This window comes from Collinsella sp. AF20-14LB (assembly GCF_003459505.1).
Taxonomy (GTDB): Bacteria; Actinomycetota; Coriobacteriia; order Coriobacteriales; family Coriobacteriaceae; genus Collinsella.
In genome coordinates this window covers 26,934-49,019 of the sequence record NZ_QRWD01000017.1, presented here as the reverse complement: position 1 = coordinate 49,019, position 22,086 = coordinate 26,934, and the positions used below count along the sequence as shown (strand labels likewise).

At 60.1% G+C, this 22,086-nt stretch carries 22 protein-coding genes and 1 riboswitch; of the genes, 8 read left to right on the top strand and 14 right to left on the bottom strand.

Going from position 1 to position 22,086, the window contains the following annotated elements; all coding sequences use genetic code 11:
• Positions 1–394: 394 nt before the first annotated feature.
• Positions 395–1,222: a Cof-type HAD-IIB family hydrolase gene (locus DWX63_RS08860; RefSeq protein WP_117637539.1), complete on the top strand. Its 828-nt coding sequence runs from the start codon at positions 395–397 to the stop codon at positions 1,220–1,222.
• A gap of 277 nt (positions 1,223–1,499) precedes the next feature.
• On the opposite strand, the gene polA is transcribed toward DWX63_RS08860, so the two are convergent.
• Positions 1,500–4,250 carry a DNA polymerase I gene (gene polA, locus DWX63_RS08855; protein WP_117843481.1) on the bottom strand — a complete coding sequence of 917 codons (2,751 nt, stop codon included), beginning with the start codon at positions 4,248–4,250 and terminating at the stop codon, positions 1,500–1,502.
• 166 nt (positions 4,251–4,416) lie between these two features.
• Here polA and DWX63_RS08850 point away from each other — a divergent pair, with 166 nt between their 5' ends.
• The gene (locus tag DWX63_RS08850; protein ID WP_117843480.1) at positions 4,417–5,814 is read left to right on the top strand and encodes an aminopeptidase; all 1,398 of its coding nucleotides are present in this window, start codon (positions 4,417–4,419) and stop codon (positions 5,812–5,814) included.
• 103 nt (positions 5,815–5,917) lie between these two features.
• A complete protein-coding gene (locus tag DWX63_RS08845; RefSeq protein WP_117843479.1) occupies positions 5,918–6,727 on the top strand; it encodes a YaaA family protein in 810 nt (269 codons plus the stop codon).
• 40 nt (positions 6,728–6,767) lie between these two features.
• Here the strand turns inward: DWX63_RS08845 and DWX63_RS08840 are convergent, their stop codons facing one another.
• Positions 6,768–7,283, bottom strand: a complete 516-nt coding sequence (locus tag DWX63_RS08840) for a hypothetical protein (protein ID WP_117843478.1) — start codon at positions 7,281–7,283, stop codon at positions 6,768–6,770.
• Between the two features lie 62 nt (positions 7,284–7,345).
• Positions 7,346–7,462: riboswitch (TPP riboswitch) on the top strand.
• Here DWX63_RS08840 and thiC point away from each other — a divergent pair.
• Together thiC and thiD are read left to right on the top strand one after the other, a co-directional pair.
• Positions 7,454–8,788 carry a phosphomethylpyrimidine synthase ThiC gene (gene thiC / locus DWX63_RS08835; RefSeq protein WP_099431544.1) on the top strand — a complete coding sequence of 445 codons (1,335 nt, stop codon included), beginning with the start codon at positions 7,454–7,456 and terminating at the stop codon, positions 8,786–8,788. Its footprint overlaps the riboswitch before it by 9 nt.
• 178 nt (positions 8,789–8,966) lie before the next feature.
• On the top strand, positions 8,967–9,797 hold the full coding sequence (thiD, locus tag DWX63_RS08830; protein ID WP_117843477.1) for a bifunctional hydroxymethylpyrimidine kinase/phosphomethylpyrimidine kinase: 831 nt from the start codon (positions 8,967–8,969) through the stop codon (positions 9,795–9,797).
• Positions 9,798–9,942: 145 nt separating this feature from the next.
• Here the strand turns inward: thiD and DWX63_RS08825 are convergent, their stop codons facing one another.
• From DWX63_RS08825 to DWX63_RS08805, 5 genes are all read right to left on the bottom strand, one after another.
• On the bottom strand, positions 9,943–10,548 hold the full coding sequence (locus DWX63_RS08825; RefSeq protein WP_233514523.1) for a pentapeptide repeat-containing protein: 606 nt from the start codon (positions 10,546–10,548) through the stop codon (positions 9,943–9,945).
• 85 nt (positions 10,549–10,633) lie between these two features.
• Positions 10,634–11,293: an SGNH/GDSL hydrolase family protein gene (locus DWX63_RS08820; RefSeq protein ID WP_117843475.1), complete on the bottom strand. Its 660-nt coding sequence runs from the start codon at positions 11,291–11,293 to the stop codon at positions 10,634–10,636.
• A 75-nt stretch (positions 11,294–11,368) separates the two neighbouring features.
• A complete protein-coding gene (locus DWX63_RS08815; protein WP_117843474.1) occupies positions 11,369–12,502 on the bottom strand; it encodes a TIGR02452 family protein in 1,134 nt (377 codons plus the stop codon).
• Positions 12,503–12,643: 141 nt separating this feature from the next.
• Positions 12,644–13,339, bottom strand: coding sequence for a Bax inhibitor-1 family protein (locus tag DWX63_RS08810; RefSeq protein WP_158559666.1), 696 nt, complete (start codon positions 13,337–13,339; stop codon positions 12,644–12,646).
• 85 nt (positions 13,340–13,424) lie between these two features.
• Positions 13,425–13,727, bottom strand: coding sequence for a hypothetical protein (locus DWX63_RS08805; RefSeq protein ID WP_117843472.1), 303 nt, complete (start codon positions 13,725–13,727; stop codon positions 13,425–13,427).
• Between the two features lie 286 nt (positions 13,728–14,013).
• Here DWX63_RS08805 and DWX63_RS08800 point away from each other — a divergent pair, with 286 nt between their 5' ends.
• The 3 genes from DWX63_RS08800 to DWX63_RS08790 all read left to right on the top strand — a co-directional run bounded on the left by DWX63_RS08800 (position 14,014) and on the right by DWX63_RS08790 (position 16,568).
• Entirely contained in the window at positions 14,014–15,063 is a 1,050-nt protein-coding gene (locus DWX63_RS08800) for an inorganic phosphate transporter (RefSeq protein ID WP_117640318.1), read from the top strand.
• Positions 15,064–15,130: 67 nt separating this feature from the next.
• Positions 15,131–15,754, top strand: coding sequence for a DUF47 domain-containing protein (locus DWX63_RS08795; protein ID WP_117640319.1), 624 nt, complete (start codon positions 15,131–15,133; stop codon positions 15,752–15,754).
• 283 nt (positions 15,755–16,037) lie between these two features.
• Positions 16,038–16,568, top strand: a complete 531-nt coding sequence (locus tag DWX63_RS08790) for a nitroreductase family protein (RefSeq protein ID WP_117646480.1) — start codon at positions 16,038–16,040, stop codon at positions 16,566–16,568.
• A gap of 167 nt (positions 16,569–16,735) precedes the next feature.
• Here the strand turns inward: DWX63_RS08790 and DWX63_RS08785 are convergent, their stop codons facing one another.
• From DWX63_RS08785 to pstA, 7 genes are all read right to left on the bottom strand, one after another.
• Complete coding sequence (locus DWX63_RS08785; protein ID WP_006234242.1) at positions 16,736–17,410, bottom strand: DivIVA domain-containing protein; 675 nt, start codon at positions 17,408–17,410, stop codon at positions 16,736–16,738.
• 61 nt (positions 17,411–17,471) lie between these two features.
• On the bottom strand, positions 17,472–17,717 hold the full coding sequence (locus DWX63_RS08780; RefSeq protein WP_227790178.1) for a YggT family protein: 246 nt from the start codon (positions 17,715–17,717) through the stop codon (positions 17,472–17,474).
• Between the two features lie 57 nt (positions 17,718–17,774).
• Positions 17,775–18,497 (bottom strand): cell division protein SepF, encoded by a 723-nt coding sequence (locus DWX63_RS08775; RefSeq protein WP_055251691.1) that lies wholly within the window; start codon positions 18,495–18,497, stop codon positions 17,775–17,777.
• A gap of 60 nt (positions 18,498–18,557) precedes the next feature.
• Positions 18,558–19,295 carry a YggS family pyridoxal phosphate-dependent enzyme gene (locus DWX63_RS08770; RefSeq protein ID WP_055251689.1) on the bottom strand — a complete coding sequence of 246 codons (738 nt, stop codon included), beginning with the start codon at positions 19,293–19,295 and terminating at the stop codon, positions 18,558–18,560.
• 119 nt (positions 19,296–19,414) lie between these two features.
• On the bottom strand, positions 19,415–20,272 hold the full coding sequence (locus DWX63_RS08765) for a PhoU domain-containing protein (protein ID WP_117843471.1): 858 nt from the start codon (positions 20,270–20,272) through the stop codon (positions 19,415–19,417).
• A 92-nt stretch (positions 20,273–20,364) separates the two neighbouring features.
• Complete coding sequence (gene pstB / locus DWX63_RS08760) at positions 20,365–21,168, bottom strand: phosphate ABC transporter ATP-binding protein PstB (protein ID WP_089571588.1); 804 nt, start codon at positions 21,166–21,168, stop codon at positions 20,365–20,367.
• A 12-nt stretch (positions 21,169–21,180) separates the two neighbouring features.
• Positions 21,181–22,086, bottom strand: a complete 906-nt coding sequence (gene pstA, locus DWX63_RS08755; protein WP_055251684.1) for a phosphate ABC transporter permease PstA — start codon at positions 22,084–22,086, stop codon at positions 21,181–21,183.

Genomic DNA, 22,086 nt, shown 5'->3' with positions numbered 1-22,086 from the left:
ATGACTCTGTTGAGGCAATTCGCCCCATACGGACAGAGACGATTGTTATCGTCGTCGGGAAATTGCGCGCTGGCGTCGGATGGCATTATCTGCAGTGGTGATGATCTTTACGAACTGCATCTGCCTCTCCTTTCACCTATCGCCGGGCGCAATTCTAATATCGTAAACGGTACCTTTTCTTCGGTAAGCGGTTGTATTTCCGTCTCCGTTTTCGATGGTCGCTATATTACGCTAAAGTGCCCGCAGCACAAGCGACAAATTCAAATTTCTGAAAAGTTTTTTCATTACTTTGTGAAGCGTGGTGCAAATACGCTCCGTTCCTGCGACAATACGCTCAGTTACTGGTTGATGGTTATAACGTCTGAAACAATTTCGAAACGAAAGGCGCGCTTTTATGCAAACTTACGAATCGGACACCAATATCGGAAGCATTAAGATTCTCGCCGTCGACATGGACAAGACGCTGCTCACCGACAAGCGCGTGTTGCCGCAGGGTCTTGATGAGCGCCTGGACAAGCTCGCCGACGCAGGCATTGTATTCTGCCCCGCCAGCGGACGCCCCGCCCCCAAACTCGAGGAAATGTTCGAGAGCATTAAGAACCGCCTTGCTTTTTGTCCCGACAACGGAGCCTGCGTCATCTATCGCGGCAGCTATATCTATAAGAGCAACATCGATGTGGCGCTGTATCAGCAGGTGCTCGCCCGTGCCTCGGAGGACCCGCGTGCCGTTCCCGTCTTGTGCTGCTACGACGAGTTCTATGTGCTCGCCCGTGACCATCAGTACCACGACGAGATCAGCGTGTACTACAACACGATCAACTACGTCGATAGCTTTGAGGGCCTTGATATCGAGTCCAACAAGATTTCGATCTTCTTCCCCGCCTACGATGCCGAGCCCGCGTTTCGCGAGAACTACAGCCCCGAGTTCTCGGACAAGCTCTACGTCACCAACGCCGGGCGCGAGTGGATAGACTTTATGAACCTGGGCGTCGACAAGGGGTCGGGCGTCGCGCACCTGTGCGAGCAGCTGGGCATTGATATCGCTGATGCCGCCGCCGTGGGTGATACGTACAACGACATCCCCATGCTGGAGCGCGTCGGGCATAGCTTTATCGTGGACAATGCCGAGGAGCACATGAACGCGCATGCCAAATGGCGCATTCCGAGCAACAACGACGGGGGCGTACTGACGCTCATCGACGCCATCCTGGCGGCTCGGTAACGTGGCTCGTCGGACCTGGTCGGGCGGCGCGGATTAGTTTTTCGTTCGGTCAGGTCCTGGGCTCGCCCGGAAAGCACATTAAGTGCTTTCCGGCTCGTGCGGAATCTACGAAAAACTTACCCGCCTCGCCCGGCCAGGTCCTGCGGTGACTTGCTTGCCGCCTGGATGGCGTCTTGGCGCCTAGATACTTTGGCTGAATTTAATTGAACGAAGGACGCTCCTTGTTGATGAGGGGCGTCCTTCTGTTTTTGGTTACTTTGGAACTGTGGTTGCTTTCCTATTTCGCGTCGGCCCAGGTTATGCCGGTGCTGGCTTCGGCGATTAGGGGGACGCGGAGGTCTACTACGTGTTCCATGACGTCGCGGACCATGGCGGTGAGGCGCTCGACTTCGTTGACGGGGCACTCAAAGTCCAGTTCGTCGTGCACTTGCAGGATCATGTGGGCGGCAAAGCCCTCTTCTTCCAGACGGCAACTCACGCGGGCCATCGCGATCTTGATGATGTCGGCCGCGGTGCCCTGCATGGGGTGGTTCATGGCCGTGCGCTCGCCAAAGCCGCGGAGCTGCGGATTTTTGGCCTTAAGCTCCGGGATATGGCGACGGCGGCCGTACATGGTCTCAGCGTAGCCCGTCTGCTTGGCACGTGCCACCACGTTGTCGAGGAACGTACGCACACCCGGGTAGGCCTCGTAGTAGCGGTCAATCATGTCGCGTGCCTCGGCCATCGAGATATGCAGCGACTGCGATAGGCCGTAAGCCTGCTGACCATACACGATGCCAAAGTTCACGGCCTTGGCGCGGCTGCGCAGGTCGGGCGTCACCTCGGACACCGGCACGCCAAACACGCGCGCGGCCGTCTCGGCATGGAAGTCCTCGCCCTCGTTAAAGGCGCGCACCAGATGCTCGTCACCCGAGAGATGCGCCAGCAGACGCAGCTCGATCTGCGAGTAGTCCACTGCCAAAAAGACGCTTCCCTCGCCTGCCGAAAACGCCGTCTTGACAGTACGGCCCAGCTCCGAGCGCGTCGGGATGTTCTGAAGGTTCGGGTCACTCGAGGACAGACGACCCGTCGCCGTGATGGTCTGGTTGTACGTGGTGTGCACGCGACCGTCACCACGACGCAACGGGCCCAGCGTGTCCAGATAGGTGGACTTGATCTTGGACTTCTCACGCCAGTCCAAGATCAGACGCACGATTTCGTGGTCACGGGCAAGGTCGCTCAGCACCTTGGCGTTGGTCGAATAATAGCCGCGCTTGGTCTTTTTGAGGCCCTTGGTCGGAAGGCCCATCACGTCAAAGAGCACGTGCGAGAGCTGCATGGGACTGCCGATGTTAAAGGTCTCGTCGCCGGCCAGATCGCGAATGCTCCGCTCGACCTCGGCAATCTGGGTCGCCAGACCCTCGGACAGACTATGCAGGCGGTCAGGGTCCACGAGCATGCCCGCGCGCTCCATCTTGGCAAGCACCGGCACGAGCGGCATCTCGATGCCATCGAACACGTTGGCGGCGTTCTCGCGGGCCATGCGGTCGCGCAGCGGCGCCACGAGCGCCAGCGTCAGGGCCGCAGTGCGGGCAGCAGGGGCAGGAGCGTCCTCGCCAGCACCCTCCGCGCCGCGCGCCGCAGGCAGCGTCATCTGCAGATAGGTATCGGCCAGATACGCCTCATCAAACTCGGAGCGGTCGGAATCCAACAGATAGGCGGCGACCACAGTATCGAAGATGCGCGTGGAATCGACGGCCAGTGGATCCATGAGCTCGGGCTCAGAGGAATCGATGGGCGAAAGCTCGTGCAGCAGCGCCTTCATGTCCGGGCTCGCCACGCGGCCCTCCATAAACAGGCGCGCGAGCACGCCGGCGATCACGCCGTGGACGAAGTTGAAGCCCTCAACCTCATCCGCCGCACCGCCGTCGCCCTCCTCGAGCGCAAACAGGCCCTTGGACGTCGCCAACCACAGCGTGCGCGTCAGTCCAAAGAGCGCGCCCTCTTCCTTGTCGTCGTCCACCACGGCGGCGACCCACTCGCCGGCATCAATCGCGCGGGAGACCTCATCTGCAACGGCACCAAGCGCGTCAGCATCGCCGGCGGCTGCGCGCAAAACGGCGGGCATCTCAAACGTGCTGGCAGTGGCAGCAGCGCCACCCTCGCCGCCGATCAGCGCCAAGAAACGGTTCTGCATGGCGGCGATACCAAGCGTACCCAGCGCCGCAGACACCTCGTCGGCAGAAAACGCCGGGAAAGACGTCGCCTCAAAATCGAGCTCAACGGGCGCATCGGTACGAATGGTTGCGACCTTGCGGCTCAGCAGCGCGTCGTCGATATGCGCGCGCAGGTTCTCGCCCATCTTGCCCTTGACCTCGTCGGCATGCGCGATAACCTCGTCCAAGCTGCCGTACTGCGCGATGAGCGCGCTCGCCTTTTTGGGGCCGATGCCCGGCACGCCGGGAATGTTGTCGGAAGTATCGCCCTTCAGGCCGTAAAAATCGGGCACGAGCGCCGGTGTAATGCCGTGATAGAGGTCGTCCACGCTCTCGGGCGTCATAATCGCCACGTCGGACAGGCCTTTGCGGGTCGAGACCACGTTGACGTGCTCGGTCACGAGCTGATACATGTCGCGGTCGCCGGTCACCAGCAGCATGTCGCAGCCGGCTTCCTCGCCCAGGCGCGCCATGGTGCCCAGGATATCGTCACCTTCCCAGCCCTCGGACTGCAAAATCGGCACGTTGAGCGCAGCGAGCAGCTCCTTAATCATGGGAAACTGCGCGTGCAGGTCGGGGTCCATGGGCGGGCGCTGCGCCTTATACTGCGGCAGCATCTCCATGCGCACGCGCGGCTTGCCCTTATCAAACGCCACGACCACACCGTCGGGGTTAAAGGCGTCGATCATCTTGAGAAACATGTTTAAAAAGCCAAAGATCGCGTTGGTGGGGCGACCGTCCGGCGCGTTCATGGTGGGCGGCACGGCGTGGAAGGCGCGGTGCATGAGCGAGTTGCCGTCGATGACGGCAAAGGTACGGCGCTTGTCAGACATATTGAATACCTCGCTTTGGGCTGGGCACGGTTTGCTCACACCAGTTTACACGCTCCCCGCCCCGCGGCCACCGCACATCAGGCTTCCCTGCCGCCGCGGGCCCGCGCGTGATACGATGGCTCACGGTACATCAACCAGCACGATCGATCCGAAAGGAGCCTGCGTCATGGAGCGTCCCTGCGCATGGAAAAAGTACACGCCACAGCAGATCGAGGAGCTCGAGGAGCTTTGCCGCGGCTATAAGCAGTTTTTGAGTGAGAACAAGACCGAGCGCCTGTGCGTCAAGACCGGTATCAAGATGGCCGAGGAGGCGGGCTACGTCAATCTGGAGACCGTGATCGCCGAGGGCCGCGCGCTCAAGGCCGGCGACAAGGTGTACGCCGCCAATCACGGCAAGGACCTCATGCTCGTCAACCTGGGCACCGCCCCGCTCGAGCAGGGCTTTAACATCCTGGGCGCCCACGTGGACTCGCCGCGCCTGGACCTCAAGCAGAACCCCGCCTTCGAGGCCGGCGACATGGCCTACCTCGACACGCACTACTACGGCGGCGTCAAGAGCTACCACTGGGTGGCCTCCCCGCTCGCGCTTGTGGGCGTCATCTGCAAAAAGGACGGCACCACCGTCGACATCAACATCGGTGACAAGGCCGACGACCCGGTCTTTACCATCTCCGACCTGCTGATCCACCTCTCGAGCGAGCAGATGGCCAAGCCCGCCAAGGACGCCGTTGACGCCGAGATCCTCGACGTGATCGTGGGCGGCCGCCCCGTCAAGTTCGATGAGGACGACAAGGACGCTCCCAAGGAGCCCGTCAAGCAGATGTTCCTGGACATCCTCAAGGAGCAGTACGACGTCGAGGAGGAGGACTTCCTCTCCGCCGAGATCGAGGTCGTGCCCGCCGGCCCCGCCCGCGACATGGGCCTCGACCGCTCCATGATCTTGGGCTATGGCCACGACGACCGCGTCTGTGCCTACCCCTCCATGCTCGCCCAGATCGACGTCGCCAACGTGGAGCGCACGAGCATCACACTCATCGTCGACAAGGAGGAGATCGGTTCCGTGGGTGCCACCGGCATGACGAGCCGCTTCTTCGAGAACACCGTCGCCGAGATCATGACGCTCGCCGGCGAGGATAGCCCGCTGGCCCTGCGCCGTGCACTCGCCCACAGCCGCATGCTCTCCTCCGACGTGTCCGCCGGCTTCGACCCGGGCTATGCCGGCAAGTTCGAGACCAAGAACGCAGCTTTCATGGGTCGTGGCCTGTGCTTTAACAAGTACACGGGCAGCCGCGGCAAGGGCGGCTCTAACGACGCCGACGCCGAGTATGTGGCCCTCATCCGCGACATCATGGACGAGGCGGGCGTTGACTTCCAGACCTGCGAGCTCGGCCGCGTCAACGCAGGTGGCGGCGGCACCATCGCCTACATCATGGCCAAGTACGGCATGAACGTCATCGACTCTGGCGTTGCCGTCCTGTCCATGCATGCCCTGTGGGAGGTCGCTAACAAGGCCGATATCTACGAGGCCTATCGCGGCTACAAGGCCTTCATCGAGCGCGCGTAACCAACCCTTCATCAGTTGCGGTGAAATACGGACTAAACTGGCCCCTAAACGGCCAAAACAGACCGTATTCCACCGCAACTTCTTTTTTGGCAGAGGAGAGTCCATGCTGCAGGTCATCATTTCGCCCGCCAAGCAGATGCGTGCGGCCCAAGATGCTTTTGAAGTCCTGGGCATTCCACCTTTTGCGCGCGAGACGACTCGCCTCCACCGCGCACTGCTAGATATCGAACGAAATGAAGGCAGCGGCGGCCTGCAGGCGCTATGGAACGTGAGTGACAAACTGCTGGGGCCTTGCCTCAACACCCTGCATGAATTTGGGCCCATCCTGAAAAACGGCGATCTCGACAATCCCGCACTCGCCCGTCACCTCTCCCCTGCCGTCATGTCCTACCACGGCATTCAATACCAGAGCATGGCGCCCGAGGTGATGGATTCCGCGCAGCTCGCATGGCTGCAAAGCCACCTGTGGATCCTCTCTGGCCTCTACGGGTGCGTTCGTCCCTTTCATGCCGTCGAACCGTATCGGCTGGAGATGGGCGCGAAGCTTGCCGTCGACGATGCCCCAGACCTCTATGCGTTTTGGGGCGACAAGCTCGCACGGGCCATCGCTCCGGCGGGCTCCAACGCTACGATCGTCAACCTCGCGAGCGCGGAATACGCCAAAGCCGTTCTGCCCCGCCTCACCACCGATGCCACGGTCGTCACGTGCCTCTTTGGCGAAGGCATCCGCAACGGCAAGCCCATCCAGCGCTCGACCGCCAGCAAAAAGGCACGCGGCTCCATGGTGCGCTGGATGGCAGAAAACAAGCTCGAGGATGTAAGCGGGCTCACCGCGTTCGACGTTGGTTATCGCCACTTTCCCGAGCTTTCAAATAAGAGCACTTTGGTCTTCCTGAACGAACAGCCCTTGTAGGACCACCGCTACTTTTGAATGTGCTGCCTAGGCACAGCGCCTATTCCGCCAAGCCGTCGGCTTTGGCAACTTCGTTTGTCGAGCCGTCCTGATAGGTAATCTTGACATGCTCCACCTCGGACACCGCGACACCCGTCGGGGGCTCCAGGCGCCATTCCGTCAGGGCGATATCCATGGTCGTGGGGACATCTCCTTGATCTTTGAGCTTCACCGTGAGCGTTTTGAGCGCCGCGTCAAACGTCACGCGTTCGATTTCTTCACCTGGAATGGACCCACCGCTCAGCTGCAGCTGGACAAATCCATCGCACGGATACCAATAGTCGCCGGGAGCTGCCACCGTGTTGCCGCCAGAGACCTTCACCGTCATGATCGGCAGGGCATCATCGGCCTCAAACTCCCAGGCAGCGCCGCCGCGACCGCCAAACGTCCAGATACAAAAGGCAATCACCAGCACGGCAAGCACCGCAAAGCCAATCGCGACAAGGCCATGGTGCGCACGGCTTTCCTCGGCCGATACATCCCATTGCGTCTCTCGATATAGATGCTTGTCTTCCATGTTCGCCTCCCCACAGGCACGCTCGTTGGCCCAATCGTACCCATTCAGGCTATACTTGAGCCCATGACATAACGGGGAGCTTGCAGGACAAGACGGCAGGCTGAGATTGGGCGCGCCCGCCCTGACCCGCAAACCTGATATGGGTAATGCCAACGAAGGGAGCCGTGCCAATGAGCACACAGACCGAGCCCAAGCTCGTCACGCAAATCGACTTCGCCCGCGCCGGGCAGATCACACCGCAGATGAAGGAGGTTGCCGAGCGCGAGCATCGCGACCCCGAGTACATCCGCGAGCGTGTGGCCGACGGCCGCATCGCCATTCCCGCCAACATCGTGCATATCAAAAAGGGCATGCGCGCCTTTGGTGTCGGCGAGGGCCTGTCCACTAAGGTCAACGTCAACCTGGGCATCTCGGGCGACAAGGCCGATGCCGCCGAGGAGTGGAAGAAGGTCAAGATCGCCGAGGACTTTGGCGCCGACGCCATCATGGACCTCTCCAACTCGGGCAAGACGCGCCAGTTCCGCCAGCAGCTCATCGACGAAACGCCGCTCATGGTGGGCACCGTCCCCATGTACGACGCCATCGGCTACATGGAAAAGCCGCTGGTCAAGCTGACCAAGGACGACCTGTTCGAGGTCGTGCGCGCGCATGCCGAGGACGGCGTGGACTTTATGACCATCCACTGCGGCATCAACAAGTCGGTCACCAAGACCTTTAAGGAGACCGGCCGCCTGATGAACATCGTCAGCCGCGGCGGTTCGCTGCTGTTTGGCTGGATGGAGGTCACCGGCAACGAAAACCCCTTCTACGAGTACTTTGACGAGCTGCTCGAGATTTGCCACGAGTACGACGTGACGATTTCGCTCGGCGACTCCTGCCGCCCGGGCTGCCTCTACGACTCCAACGATGCCACCGAGACCGCCGAGATGATCGAGCTGGGCAAGCTGTGCAAGCGCGCATGGGCCGCCGGCGTCCAGGTCATGGTCGAGGGTCCGGGCCACATGGCGCTCGACGAAATCGCCGCCAATATGAAACTGCAGAAGCGCCTGTGCCACAACGCCCCGTTCTATGTGCTCGGGCCGCTGGTGACCGATATCGGTGTGGGATACGACCACATCACCGCCGCCATCGGCGGCGCCATCTCCGCCAGCTCCGGCGCCGACTTCCTGTGCTACGTGACGCCGGCCGAGCACTTGTGCCTGCCCAACGCCCAGGACGTGCTCGATGGCCTCATGGCTACCAAGATCGCCGCACACGCCGCCGATATCGCCAAGAAGGTGCCGCACGCCCGCGACATGGACGACAAGATGGGCCAGGCACGCCGCAAGCTCGACTGGGACGCCATGTGGAAGTGCGCGCTCGACCCAGTTACGGGCAAGAAGCGCTACGAGGAGTCTCCCGCCGCCACCGAGGGCACTTGCACCATGTGTGGCAAGATGTGCGCCGTCCGTACCGTTAACAAGGTGTTCGAAGGCACAACGATCGACCTCGGCATGGAGGATTAACGCGTCACCGGAGCCACAATCGGTAACATGGTGTTCGTCAATTGTTGACGTGTGAACATTTGCTTACATTTGCGTAAAGATTGCATCGCCCGCCCGGGTTCGGAATACAGCCGGCCCGGGCATCTTTATAATGCAGACTTAAAGACCCATTTGAATCCGACCGGACAAGGGAGTGAGCATGGATCGCAGTAAGGTACCCGCCGTTCTGTCCATCGCGGGATCCGATTCCAGCGGCGGTGCCGGCATTCAGGCCGACATCAAGACCATCACGGCGCACCGCCTGTATGCCGAGACGGTCATCACCGCCATCACGGCGCAAAACACACTGGGCGTCACCGCCGTGCAGGATATCTCGCCAGATATCGTAGCCGCGCAAATTGACGCCGTCTTTGACGATATCCGCCCGAGCGCCGTCAAGATCGGCATGGTTTCTTCTGTCGAGATTATCGAAGTCATCGCCGACCGCTTGAGCGCCTGGAACGCAACGAACGTGGTCGTCGACCCCGTCATGGTCGCCACCTCGGGCGCGCGCTTGATTGCCGAGGATGCCTCCGAGGCACTCACCCGCCGCCTGTTCCCGTTGGCAACGGTCATCACCCCCAACATTCCCGAGGCTATGGCGCTGCTCGACTACGAGGTCGATTCCGAGCGCACACAACAAAATGCCGCTATGCTCCTCACCCGCCGCTTTGGCTGCGCAGCCTTGGTTAAGGGCGGTCATTTTGTCAACGAGGCCAACGACGTACTGGCCGAGCCTGCGCCCCTCGATGACGAGGGCAACCACCTGGGCGATCCGCTCACCACGTGGTTTCGCCACAAGCGTATCGACACCAATAACACGCACGGCACTGGCTGCACGCTCTCGTCCGCCATCGCCTGCGCGCTGGCCCAGGGCATGGAACTTGCCGACGCCATCAACGCCGGCAAGGCCTACCTAACCGGCGCTCTCGCCGCCGGCTTTGACATGGGCAAAGGCTCCGGTCCCGTCAACCATATGTGGCAGTACTAAATAGCCAGCAACCTGCCAAAAAGAGACAGGCTACCTTGCACCAAAAACCGTCGCAACATTCGATGAAAATCGCGCAAACGCGAAAAAACATCGAATGTTGCGACGGTTTAATTTTAGATAGCGGTCGAGCAAAGGACCGGGGCGCCTATTCGTCGGCGAGCTGGATGCCGAGCAGGCCCGAGAGTGCCAACGCCTGCTCGGCATTTACCGTCAGGCCACGCAGCTCATGGTAGTCGCCCGAGACGACAGGAGCCGCGAACGTACAACACGATACATCCACGCCGGAAAGCGGCGTCTTGAACACATCGATTCGCGTCAGGTCGCAGCCGTCCAAGCGCAATTGCCCCAGCTTTGCCCCCTGGAGTGCGGCCTCGGTCAAACGCGTGTCACGCGCAGCCATGGGGCCAATGCTTCCCTCCGAAAGGTTCGCATAGCTCAAATCGCACAATGTAAACGACACACTCGACAGACGCGCCCTGAGCAAGTTGAGCCCCGGCGCCGAGCAATCGACAAAGTCGCAGCGGTTGAGCCAGCAGCCTTCCATATTGCAGCGGATAAAGCGGCAACCGCGAAACACGACGTCGCGAAACGTCGAACCGCTCCAGTCAACGCCATCGAACACGCAGGACCGGAACACGACGCCGTCAAAGGTCGCGCCGTTCGCCACGTCATAGACAAGTTCCAGGTCCTCAAAAGCAGTATTGGAGACGAGCTCATCGCCCTCGGCAAACAGGTCGAGGAGCTCGTCCATGCCCATATGACAGCCAAGTCGTTCGTTTACCCGGGCAAAACCACCACAAAGGTGCCTGTCCCCTTTGTGGTGGTTTGGGGTCGCGCTACTCACCGAGCATCTCTTGGAGCTTGGCTGCCACGGCATGTCCCAGGCTCTCGTGACTTTCGGGCATCATGTGCAGATAATCGATATCGCCCGGCTCGGCAAAATCGGCAGCATTCAAAAAGTCGCAGCCAAACTGCTCGGCGACATGTGCATAGTACTCGCCAAAATGCTCCGAGGCTTCTACGGAATGCTCGTCAAAGTCGGTCATATACACATCGGCGATCTGCGGCTTAATCTTGATAGGAGCCATCAGCAGAATGCGCGGACAAGGTGCAGCGTCGGTCCAGGGAAACGCGCGGACGGCGCGAATCAGCGCCATGGCGCCACGGGCGATATCGGAAGCTGTCACGTTAAAGACCGTCTTACAGTCGTTGGTGCCCAGCATGATCACAATGGCGTCCAGCGGCTTATGGGCCTCGAGCAGCATCGGAAGCGCGCGAATGCCGTTGAGGTTGGTGTCCAGATGGCACATATCGTCGCGCACCGTCGTGCGGCCGTTGAGCCCCTCCTCAATCACATGCCAGCCCTCGCCCAGGTCACGCTGCGCCACGCCGCACCAGCGCACATCCTGCGCATAGCGCACCGCGGTGCCATCGCGCATACCAGCCGGATCATAGCCATAGGTGTTGCTGTCACCAAAGCACAGAACGTTTTTCATCGTAAGCTCCCCACTCAATAAAAAGCCGACGGTAGCAGCCCCCGTCGGCTCGGCATGTCACATCACGCACACCGATTACAGGTACTTGCGCCAGTCGTCGTCATCCTCGTCGTCCTCGGCAGCGGCCTGAGCCTGCTCGGCGGCACGGGCGGCCGCGGCGCGAGCGGCAACCTGAGCATAGGACTCCTCGTTACGCTCGGGGAAGCTTGCCAATACGTGCTCGAACTTGGCAAAGTCCTCATCCCAGCGCGTAGAAGGCACGGCAAAGAACACCTGCTTGACCTTAAAGTCGCCCGACGCGAGCTCCTTACGGAAGAGCTCGGCTACGACCTCGGCATCAAAGCCGTTATTGTCGCAGCCCCAAGCACCCAGCACGAGCTTCTCGCGACCCAGCTCATCGCAGATGGCAAGGACAAAGCGGATACGGTCGCGCAGGGCATCCAACAGGGCGTCTTCGCTCACGCGGTACTCCTGGCGGGCACGCTTGACGTTGGGCGCAGCGGCGACGATTACGTCGGCATAGGCGTGCACATGGTTGCGGTCGAAGCGCACCGCGGGCACCACCAGCGCACGGTTGCGGTACAGCTCACAGTTGATGTTGCGGCGACGGTTCTCGCCGTACCATTTACGCTGCTTATCGAGGACGTTGTACAGATACGAATCAGCGCACAGCGTGGCCTCCTGGCCCTGGTAGCCCTGGATATAGCCGCCACCCGGATTGGTAAACGAGGCAAAGGCAAGCACGGCCATATCGCAGAACTGCGCATAGCCGCGACCGTTATCGAGGATTGCCTGCGTGGCGGAGGCATCAAGCACAGTGACCTCAGGCAGGACCGGAGCAGCCTCCTCCGCGGGCGCGGACTCGGCTTCGTCAGCCGACTCGAAGGACTCGGGTGCCACCTCGGACTCGACCGTAGTCTCCACCTCGGCAGCCTCAACCACGGCAGCGTCGGCCTCCACAACCTCGGCAACCGGCTCCTCGGCAGCCGCAGCCGCCTGGGCCTTGGCCTTCATCGCCGCGACAAAGCCGGCAGGCATACCGTCGAATTCGCGAACGCCGACAAGCGAGCGCTCGATATCCTTGGCGCAGGCCTCGGACACAGCCGCCACATGGCGCTCGGCGGCCTTGGCACGCGCCTCACGCTTGGGGTTGGGCTGTCCCGCGCGGTTGGGCCTGCGGTTACGGTTCCTGTTGTCGACGTCTGCCATAAGTGGTCACCTTTCCTGTCGCTGCCGGTGTCGGCTTTTTCCCATCCATGATACCCCGCCGTGCACAAAAAAGACGGCCCCGCAGGACCGCCTTTCACATCGTTTTACCGCGTCCGGCAGGAAGCATCGCAATGCCGCGCTTTAATCGCGGCGGCCGAGGATGTTCAGAATGCGCAGGAACACGTTGATGATGTCCACGAACAGGTTGGATGCCATGAGCACCGCATTGGGAAGCGTGGGCGGCACCGTCGTGGCAACATAGGTGTCGTAGCCAATAAAGCCGGCGAACACCACGATCACGATCAGGTCGGTGATGGACTGCGAAACGCCCATGAACATCAGCGCGATCTCGACCAGAATCGTGGCAAGCAGGATGCCAAAACCAATGCCATACACACGCTGGAAAAACTTGGGGAAGGTCACGCCCAGCGCACCAAAGACAAAGGTGATGGCGGCCGTGGCGATAAAGGCGGTGTTAATGGTAGGCAGGTCGTAGTTGGCGAGACCAAACGACGCGGTCAGGCCAAAGGTACTCGCAAAGATTACGTAGCCCACAAGGGACAGGCCCACGGACTGCTTGCCCGCAGCAGCCGACATCATGACCATGCCGACGATGGTCAAAATAAACGAGCCAAAGACCAGCGGTAGGGCGGCGCCGCTCATCATCATGCGCGCAAACGACATGGTGCTCGTAAAGTAGGCGCCGGCGCCCATGGCGCAAAAGCCCAAGAAGATCAGGGCAGACATGGCGAGATTGTACGCGCGCGGCGACATCTCCTTGGCGCGGCTTGCGCCGGTCTCGACGGGGCCGTTCTGATAGCCCTGGATATCGTTCATATACTTCGTCCTTTCAAAAAGCGCCACAAATAACGGCGCCGTAGGCGACAATATCCCTGCCATTGTACCCGAATGCCGTGCGCTCTTACCTGCGGCGCTCGCCCTCAAGCGTACGGTCAAACGCCCATACCCACCAACGCATCACGTGCGCCTGCGAGCCATCCGCCCGCTCGCGCGCCTGGTCCTCCAGATACAACTCGGTCGCATGTCCGCCAAAACGTACCTTATAGGTTGCCGTACGAACGCCGTGAACCGTCAGGCCAAACCCAGTGGTCGAGACAATCTCGTCAATCGTAAAGCAACGACCGTCGACCCAGCAGACGGTGACCGGCACAACCTGTCCGCCCGCGAGGATGCGAGCCACGACGTCCACATACTGCTTGTGCACGCGTCGAGTTTTGCCATCTGTCTGTCGATATTCCATGCCCCCTATTATCGAACGCATGTTTGCATGTTGTAAAGCGAACAGACTGTGGTTTTTGGAGTGTCGTAGCAATCGCGCGTGTCCGCATGGCGTGATAGCAAAAAGAACACCCACGGTCAACAGGGCTAATATTCAATTTTAGTGCCAAAAAATTACTTCTCCCATCAGAACTCGGCAAAGAAACCCGCAGGAGGTGATACGATTTATCATGTTTTTGTAACGTGTCTGCAAACTTCGAGAAAGCCCATATATGGACGTAACGTTCTCAACCTTCCTCGGCCAAATTGTGTCGAACCCAGTCCTTGCCGTCACCGTGATCCTCGCGTTGGGCGCCATCTTCGTCAACGGATGGACCGACGCGCCCAACGCCATCGCGACCTGCGTCACTACGCGTTGCATGCCCGCCCGCGCCGCCATTCTCATGAGCGCCGCATTCAACTTCCTCGGCGTGCTCATCATGACGCACTTTAACGCGAGCGTCGCCAACACCATCTCGCATATCGTTGACTTTGGCGGAAACAGCACCATGGCGCTCGCCTGCCTGTGCGCGGCGCTCTTCTCCATCGTCGTCTACGGCGCCACGGCATCGCGTTTTGGCATCCCCACCTCGCAAAGCCACAGCCTTATCGCCGGCCTGACCGGTGCCGCTATCGCCCTCGGCGGCGCGAGCAGCGTCAACGTCCACGAGTGGATGAAGGTCATCTACGGCCTGGCGCTCTCCATCGGCCTGGGCTTTGTCATGGGCTGGGTCCTGTGCAAGCTCGTCTCGATTCTTTTCGCCGCCGCCAACAGGCGACGTGCCAACGTCTTCTTTAAATACGCTCAGATCGCGAGTGCCGCGGCCATGAGCTTCATGCACGGCGCGCAGGATGGACAGAAGTTCATCGGCGTGCTCTTTTTAGGCGTGGCCTTTGCCAGCGGCCAGACGAGCGTCGGCGATGCCGGCATCCCCATCTGGATTATGCTGCTATGCTCGGCCACCATGGGCATCGGCACCAGCGTGGGCGGCGAGCGCATCATCAAGTCCGTTGGCCAGAGCATGGTCAAGCTCGAAAAGTACCAGGGCTTCTCCGCCGACCTGGCGGGCGCCGCGAACCTGCTGCTTGCCACCCTTACCGGCATCCCCGTGTCCTCCACGCACATCAAGACCTGCGCCATCATGGGCGTCGGTGCCGTCAAACGCCTCTCGGCCATCAACTTCGGCGTCGTCAAGGACATGATGTTCACCTGGTTCTTCACCTTCCCCGCCTGCGGACTCATCAGCTTTGTCATGGCCAAGCTGTTCATGATGTTCATCTAGTCAAACCGAACGTCCATCCGGACCGTAACACCTCGCCCACCCGTCTTCGCCTCGAAAGGACCCACTCATGGCAAAGAAACCCGATTCGTTCTACTTTGACAACTACGTCGCCTGCGCCGACCTCGCCGTCCAGGCCGCCGAGCTGCTTACCAAGATTTTCGAGAACTTCGATCCCGCAAAGATTCACGATATGCTCGACAAGATGCATGCGATCGAGCATGCGGCCGACAAGAAGCACCATGAGCTTGAGGACGCCCTGCTCACCGCCTTTATCACCCCGCTTGAGCGCGAGGATCTGGACCTGATGAGCTGCTCGCTCGACACCGTGCTCGACCGCATCGAGGGCGTCGTGCAGCGCGTCTACTTCACCAACATCCAGAGCATCCATCCCGATGCCATCGTGATCGCCCACAAGGTGACCGACGCCTGCTGCGCCATGAAGGACCTTATGGTCGAGCTTCCCAACTACCGCAAGTCCAAGACTCTGCGCGAACTCGTCATCCAGATCAACACCATCGAGTCCGAGGCTGACGAGCTCTATATCAACGCCATGCGTAACCTGCACGTTAACGGCAAGGACCCGCTCGAGGTCATCGCCTGGCGTGACGTGTACGCCTTCCTGGAGTACTGCGCCGACTGCTGCGAGAATGTGGCCGATGTCGTGGATTCGATTGTCATGAAGAACAGTTAATTGGGGGTACGTGTCCCGGCGGCGAAGGGCCGGCCACGGTTTGCTTTCTCACTCCGGCTGCTTTGCAGAGTCGTTCGAAAGTAAACCGTGGCCGGCCCTTCGCCTTACGTACCACCATTGGGAACTTTGGCTGATAGATTTAGCGCGATGGGGGTTTGGCTGAAGGGACCTTTGGTATCCGTTCGGACACTTTGGCCCTTGATGAGCGTTTGGCTGATTGCTGCTTTGGGTACTCTTTGGGTTACTTTTGGTTTGTTTGATTTTTAATTTTAGGAGGGCTTGTATGTCTTATTTGGATCTGGCTCGTGGTCGGTATTCTTGTCGTTCTTTTGAGGACCGTTCTGTTGAGCAGGCTGTGGTGGATGCCATTGTTGAGGCTGGGCGTATTGCTCCTTCTGCTTGTAATAATCATCCAGCCCGTGTGATGGTGCTGGATACGCCTGAGCTGTTGGAGAAGGCTGCTGCTTGTCAGCCTCGGTTTGCTCGTGATGGGTCTATCTTTGGAGCTCCGCTTGTCTTCCTTATTTGCAGCGTTACCGATGATGCTTGGGTGCGCCCGTATGACCAGATGAATTCCAGTGAAATCGATACGTCCATCGTGTGCGACCAGATGATGATGGAGGCCACCGAGCAGGGCCTGGGAACGTGCTGGGTATGCCATTTTAAGCCTGAGGTGGCACAGGAGCAGTTCAATCTGCCCAAGGGCGTCTATCCCTATCACATGCTCGTCTGTGGCTATCCCGCCGACCACATCGCAGACCCCGAGCATCGCGAGGCCCGCACCATTCCCCTCTCCGACTTCCTCCTCAAGTAGATTTTTGGGACATGCCTTAAAACCTACCCTTGACCGCTCACCCGTTCGCCGAGTTCTGCGCCACTATGTGCAGGGCTCGGTTTTTTATGTTACGCACCCCGGCACAGTCATAAAAAAGGACCCGCAAGCTGCGGGTCCTTTCTAGGCACTAAATTGTAGGCCGAATGTTAGTCCAGGTCGTCGGCAGCAAAGTTGTCGATCGGGGCAAAGGGATCGGCCACGGGGACAACCGGGTCAGCGACGGGCAGCGGCTCGGCGGGAACAGTCACCGCAGGAGAAGCGGCAGAACCGACCGGCGTGGAGGCCATGAGGTCGGCCGGGAAGGAGTTCTGGGCATCGTCCATGAAGTGCTGGATGAGCTTGAGATACTCGGCCTTGAACTCCTCACGGGAAGCCTTGAGACGGTCGATTTCCTCGAGCTCGGCCTGCTTTTCGGTCAGAGCCTGGCGGATGACCTCGCGGGCCTTGGCGTCAGCCTCGTTGCGGATACGCTCAGCATTCTCGTTGGCATCGTTGACGATGGTCTCAGCGGTCTGCTGGGCAGCGATCAGGGCAGCGGAAATCTGGCGCTCCTGAGCGGAGAAGTCAGGGGCGGGAGCAGCCACGGGGGCGGCAGGAACGGCTTGGGCGGTGGCATCCTGAGCCTGGGCAAGCTGAGCCTGCGCATCGGCAAGCTGCTGCTCGGTAGCAGTCAGACGACCCTTAAGGTCGACGATCTTAGCGAGCATAGCGTCAACCTCGGAGGACAGTGTCTCCAAGAAGACGTCGACCTCGGCAGGATCGTAGCCACGCTTGGCCTCAGAGAAAGTCTGAGCCTGGATGTCTGCAGGGGTAATAGCCATAACAAGTCTCCTTTTTCATCGCCTCGGCGCTACACGCCCGACGTAAGTTACTAAGTCAGTTCTACACGAGTATACCTATAAGAAGCTGCAGAACCAGCCTCTGCACCAACTGCAACGCAATAATCGCAACGACCGGCGAAAAATCGATACCGCCCATCGGCGGGATGAAACGACGGAACAGGTTGAGCCACGGACCGCACACGCTATCGAGCACCGCAGCAATATCCTGAAGCAAACCACCCTGCTTCATGGGAATCCACGTCATAAAGCAGTAGACGACAATGAGCGTGGAATAGAAGTTGAACAGCGTGTTGACCAGCTGGACGATAGTGTAGATGTTGATGGGAATCTCCTCGTCTTGTCTTTACTTAAGGTAGCCGTCGGCACGAAGCTTCTTGAGATCGGAATCTTTGACCTCGCAGCCGGCGGGCAGCACCATGAACACGCGGTCGCCCACCTCCTTGACCGTGGCACCCAGACCGCAGGCAAAGCCGTAAGAGAAGTCCAAGACGCGCTTGGCAACTTCGGTGCGTACGCCCACAAAAATCAGTGCGACAGGCTGCTTGGTGCGAACGCGGCGCACTACGGTCTCCACGTCGTCATAGCTCTCGGGGCGCAGGACATAGGCCGGCAGCTGCGGCGTGGCGTTGATGATATTGCTCGCATAGGCCGAGGCATCGCTCGGTGCAGGCGCGGGCGCAGCGGCGGCACGGGCGCGGGTGTTCTCGGCGTAGCTCGACGGCGTGTCATAGGCACCAGGACGATAACCGCTCGCAACGCTGTCCTGCGAGCGCGAAGGCGGGTTATACGTCGTGGCATGACGGGAGTCATCGCCGACAAGCTGACCGGAGCGCGTATACACGGCAACCGACTCAGCTTCACCGCGGCGCGTCTGGCCAAGCAGGCCGTTGCTCGGCTCGTCTTGGGTGTAGAAGCCCTCGCCCGAAGCACCGCTGTAGCCGTTGCCCTGATAACTATCGTCATAGCCGTCATCGTAGCCGTAGTCGTCGTCCTGGCCATAACCCTGGTCGTAACCCTGCTGGCCGCCCAGGTGCATCTTATTTTTAATCTCGTCAAGGAAGCCCATGGTTGTGTCCTCTCGCGGTTTAGTGCAGGCACCCCGATAATCAGTGCGCACTTCAGAGCCTTATTTTACTGCAAACTCCGGGCTAAATACTACCCTGCCCAGGCGAACGAGCGTAGAGCCCTCCTCAAGGGCAGGCTCAAAGTCCTCGCTCATGCCGCAGGAAAGCTCAGGCAGGTTCAAATCGGGATGCGCCGCCTCCAGCTCATCCCTCAGCTCACGAAGCCCCGCAAAGGTGCGGCGTGCCACATCCTTATTCCCCCGGGGCGCCATAGTCATAAGCCCCTGTACGCAAATTCCCTCAAGTTCCGCAAGCTCACCCGCGGCGGCGCGAATCTCATCGGGCGAAAAGCCTCCCTTCGACTCCTCACCACTCACATTGACCTCGATGAGCACACACTGGGGGCCGGCGAGCTCGCCTGCCTCAATCTTGCGGACAGCACGGCTCGAGATCGCCTGCGCCAGATGCAGCGAACCCACCGAGTGAATCAGCTCGGCTGAGCCCAGCACCGCATTGATCTTATTGGTCTGCAGGTTGCCGATCATATCGAAGCGCACCTCGGGCAGCTCCGGATGCTCCGCCAGACCCGTGAGCTTGCGAACCAGCTCCTGCGGGCGGTTCTCGGCAAAATTGCGATACCCCGTCTGGATGGCGGCAACGGTCTCATCGACACCAACGGTCTTGGACACGGCAATGAGGCGCGCGGCGTCGTGGGGGCGGCCCGCGCGATCGAGCGCCGCATAAAAACGTTCCAGAATCTGCTCGCGGCGAGCGCGCATCAAGTCCAAATAGTTATCCATTGCTAATCGCCTCCGCTGACAGCCAAACAAGTAGTCCCATGCTAACGCAAGAGCGCGGCCCCGCATGTGCAAGGCCGCGCTCACTTAGGTATTTACAATCTTTCGACGAACGGGGTCACTTACTCCTCGTCGTCATCGCCATCGTCCTCGTCCTCAAGATGATCGAGCAGGTAGCGAAGACCCTCGCTGACCTCGTTAGCGGGCACCTTGGCAACGTAGCGAGCGTCGACGGCGGGCCTCATGATAACACCCTCGCCCGAAGGCACGCGCATGCTCTCGAGCTCATCCTCGTCCACACGGGCGATATCGCCGGCGTTCATACGCTGACCAGTCAACAGGAAGGTCAGACGGCAAGCGGCATCGATGGAAATCGAAGCGATGCGATCGAGGTAGCGCGAAACCATGATAGCGCGGCGCAGGTCGTCATAGTTGCTGTCGTCGTCCATAAAGTCGCCCGTATCCATACGGTTAAAGGTGCGGAAGAACTTCTCGTAGGCGGCGTGCACCGGCTCGTCCTCGACGGCCAAGTTGCAGATGATGGACATGTCATTGGTGACGAGCGCAGAAAGCGAAGAGCCCAGCACCTGGTAAACAGCTTCGGCCTCGGCCTCAACCGTACCGACGAGCTCCTGGGGCAGCGAGATGTCGGCCTTGACCATGTGACGCGTGGCGCGGCAGATCTGGCGAACCTTATCGGTCATGCGCTGCAGGTTAAAGTCGACGTAGATAATCGTCTGCAGCAAGCGGAAGTCGGAGGCGACCGGCGACTGCGTGGCGATCAGGTTGTAGCACACGGCCTCCAAGTTGGCGCAGCGCGCGTCAATCGAAAGCGTGCGCTTCTTGGTCTTGGTGGCGAGCTTGCGGTCGTCGGTCACATAGGCCTTAACGGCATCGTGGAGGGCCAGATCGACGGCCTCGTAGATGCTCAGCATCTCGTGGCGGGCCTCGATGAGCTGACGGGAAAACAGTTTACGCATGGTTCACTCCAATCAGTTGGGTGCGGTCATGCCGCCCGCACAGTGAATACGCACCGGACCAGGTCCGATCGGCTTGGGACTAGTCGCACCGATCAGCCAAAGCGGCCGGTGATATAGTCTTCCGTCCGCGAGTCCACCGGGCTGGTGAAGATCGCGTCGGTTTGACCATACTCGATGAGCGTGGCAGGCTCACCGGCAACTTCCTGCAAGAAGAATGCGGTGTAGTCGCTGATACGAGCTGCCTGCTGCATTGAATGCGTGACGATGATGATCGTCATCTCGGGCGCCAGCTCGGCCATCAAATCCTCGACCTTAGAGACGGACGTGGGGTCGATGGCGGAGCAGGGCTCGTCCATCAGGAGGACATCGGGTTGCACCGCAAGCACGCGCGCGATGCACAGACGCTGCTGCTGACCGCCCGAGAGCGCCAAACCATCCTTGTTGAGCTGATTGGATACCTCTTTCCAGAGGTTGGCGCGCTTGAGCGATTCTTCCACAATGTCATCGAGGTCGCTTTTGCTAGTCACGCCCTGCAGACGAGGGCCAAAGGCGACATTCTCGTAGATGGATTTGGGAAACGGGTTGGGCTGCTGAAAAATCATGCCCACGCGGCGACGGAGGTCGACCGGGTCGACGCCCTCGGCATAGATATCGTTGCCGTCGAGCGTCATGGTGCCCTCGACGCGCGTACCCTCGATCAGGTCATTCATGCGGTTGATGCAGCGCAAAAACGTCGACTTGCCGCAGCCCGAAGGGCCAATGAAGGAGGTGATGGCGTTTTTGGCGATGTTGAGGTCGAGCCCCGTCAGCGCATGAAAGTCACCGTACCAAAAGTTGAAATCCTTGGCCGTAATGGCCGCTTGCTCCAGCGTGGGAGCGGACTGATAAACGGACATGGGACTCCTTAACTAGCGACGCTTGCGCGACAGGAAGCGCGCAAACAGGTTGAAGGCCAGAATGATCACCATCAGCAAGAGCGCGGTGCCGTAGGCTGCGTTCATGTTGATGCCGTCGTTGGCAAGCAGGTACAGGTGAACGGTCATGGGGCGGCCGGAATCGAGCGGCGAGATAGGTAGATTGATGGCCTGGCCCATGGTGTAGAGCACCACGGCGGTCTCGCCAATGGCACGGCCGATGGCAAGGACAATGCCCGTGGCAATACGGCCAAAGGCAGAAGGAAGCACAATCTTGGAGACAACCTGCCACTTGGTGGCGCCCAGGCCGTACGCGCCCCAACGGATATAGCGCGGGACGGCGCGAATGGCCTCTTCGGTGGTGCGCATGACGATGGGAAGCATCAAGAGCGCGAGCGCCAGAGCGGCCGAGACCATCGAAAGGCCCAGGCCCATGGCCTCGACAAACAAGGCGTAGCCAAACAGGCCCATAACGATGGAGGGCACCGAGGCCAAAGCGTCAGCAGCGTAGCGAATGAGCTCGACGATCTTGCCCTGCTTGGCGTACTCGGCCAGATAGACGGCTGCCAGCACAGCGATCGGCGTGCAGATAAGCATGGCGAGCGCCGTCACATAGACGGTCGAGACGATCGTGGGCCAAATACCGCCCTCGGCGTTGACGCCCTGGGGCCAACCGAAGATAAAGTCGAGCGAGATGTGTGGCAGGCCGTTGATGACCACGTAGGCGATGATAGCGACCAGCACCAGCGTGGTGATGTATGCCGCGGCACGGAACACGCCAAGCATGATCTTGTTGGACAGGTCCTTGTTGATGCGGCCCTTCTTGCCGTGGGAAAGGGCACGCTTGATGCGCTCGCGCGACGAGGTCGTATCGACCGTCGTGTCAACGGAATCGGACAT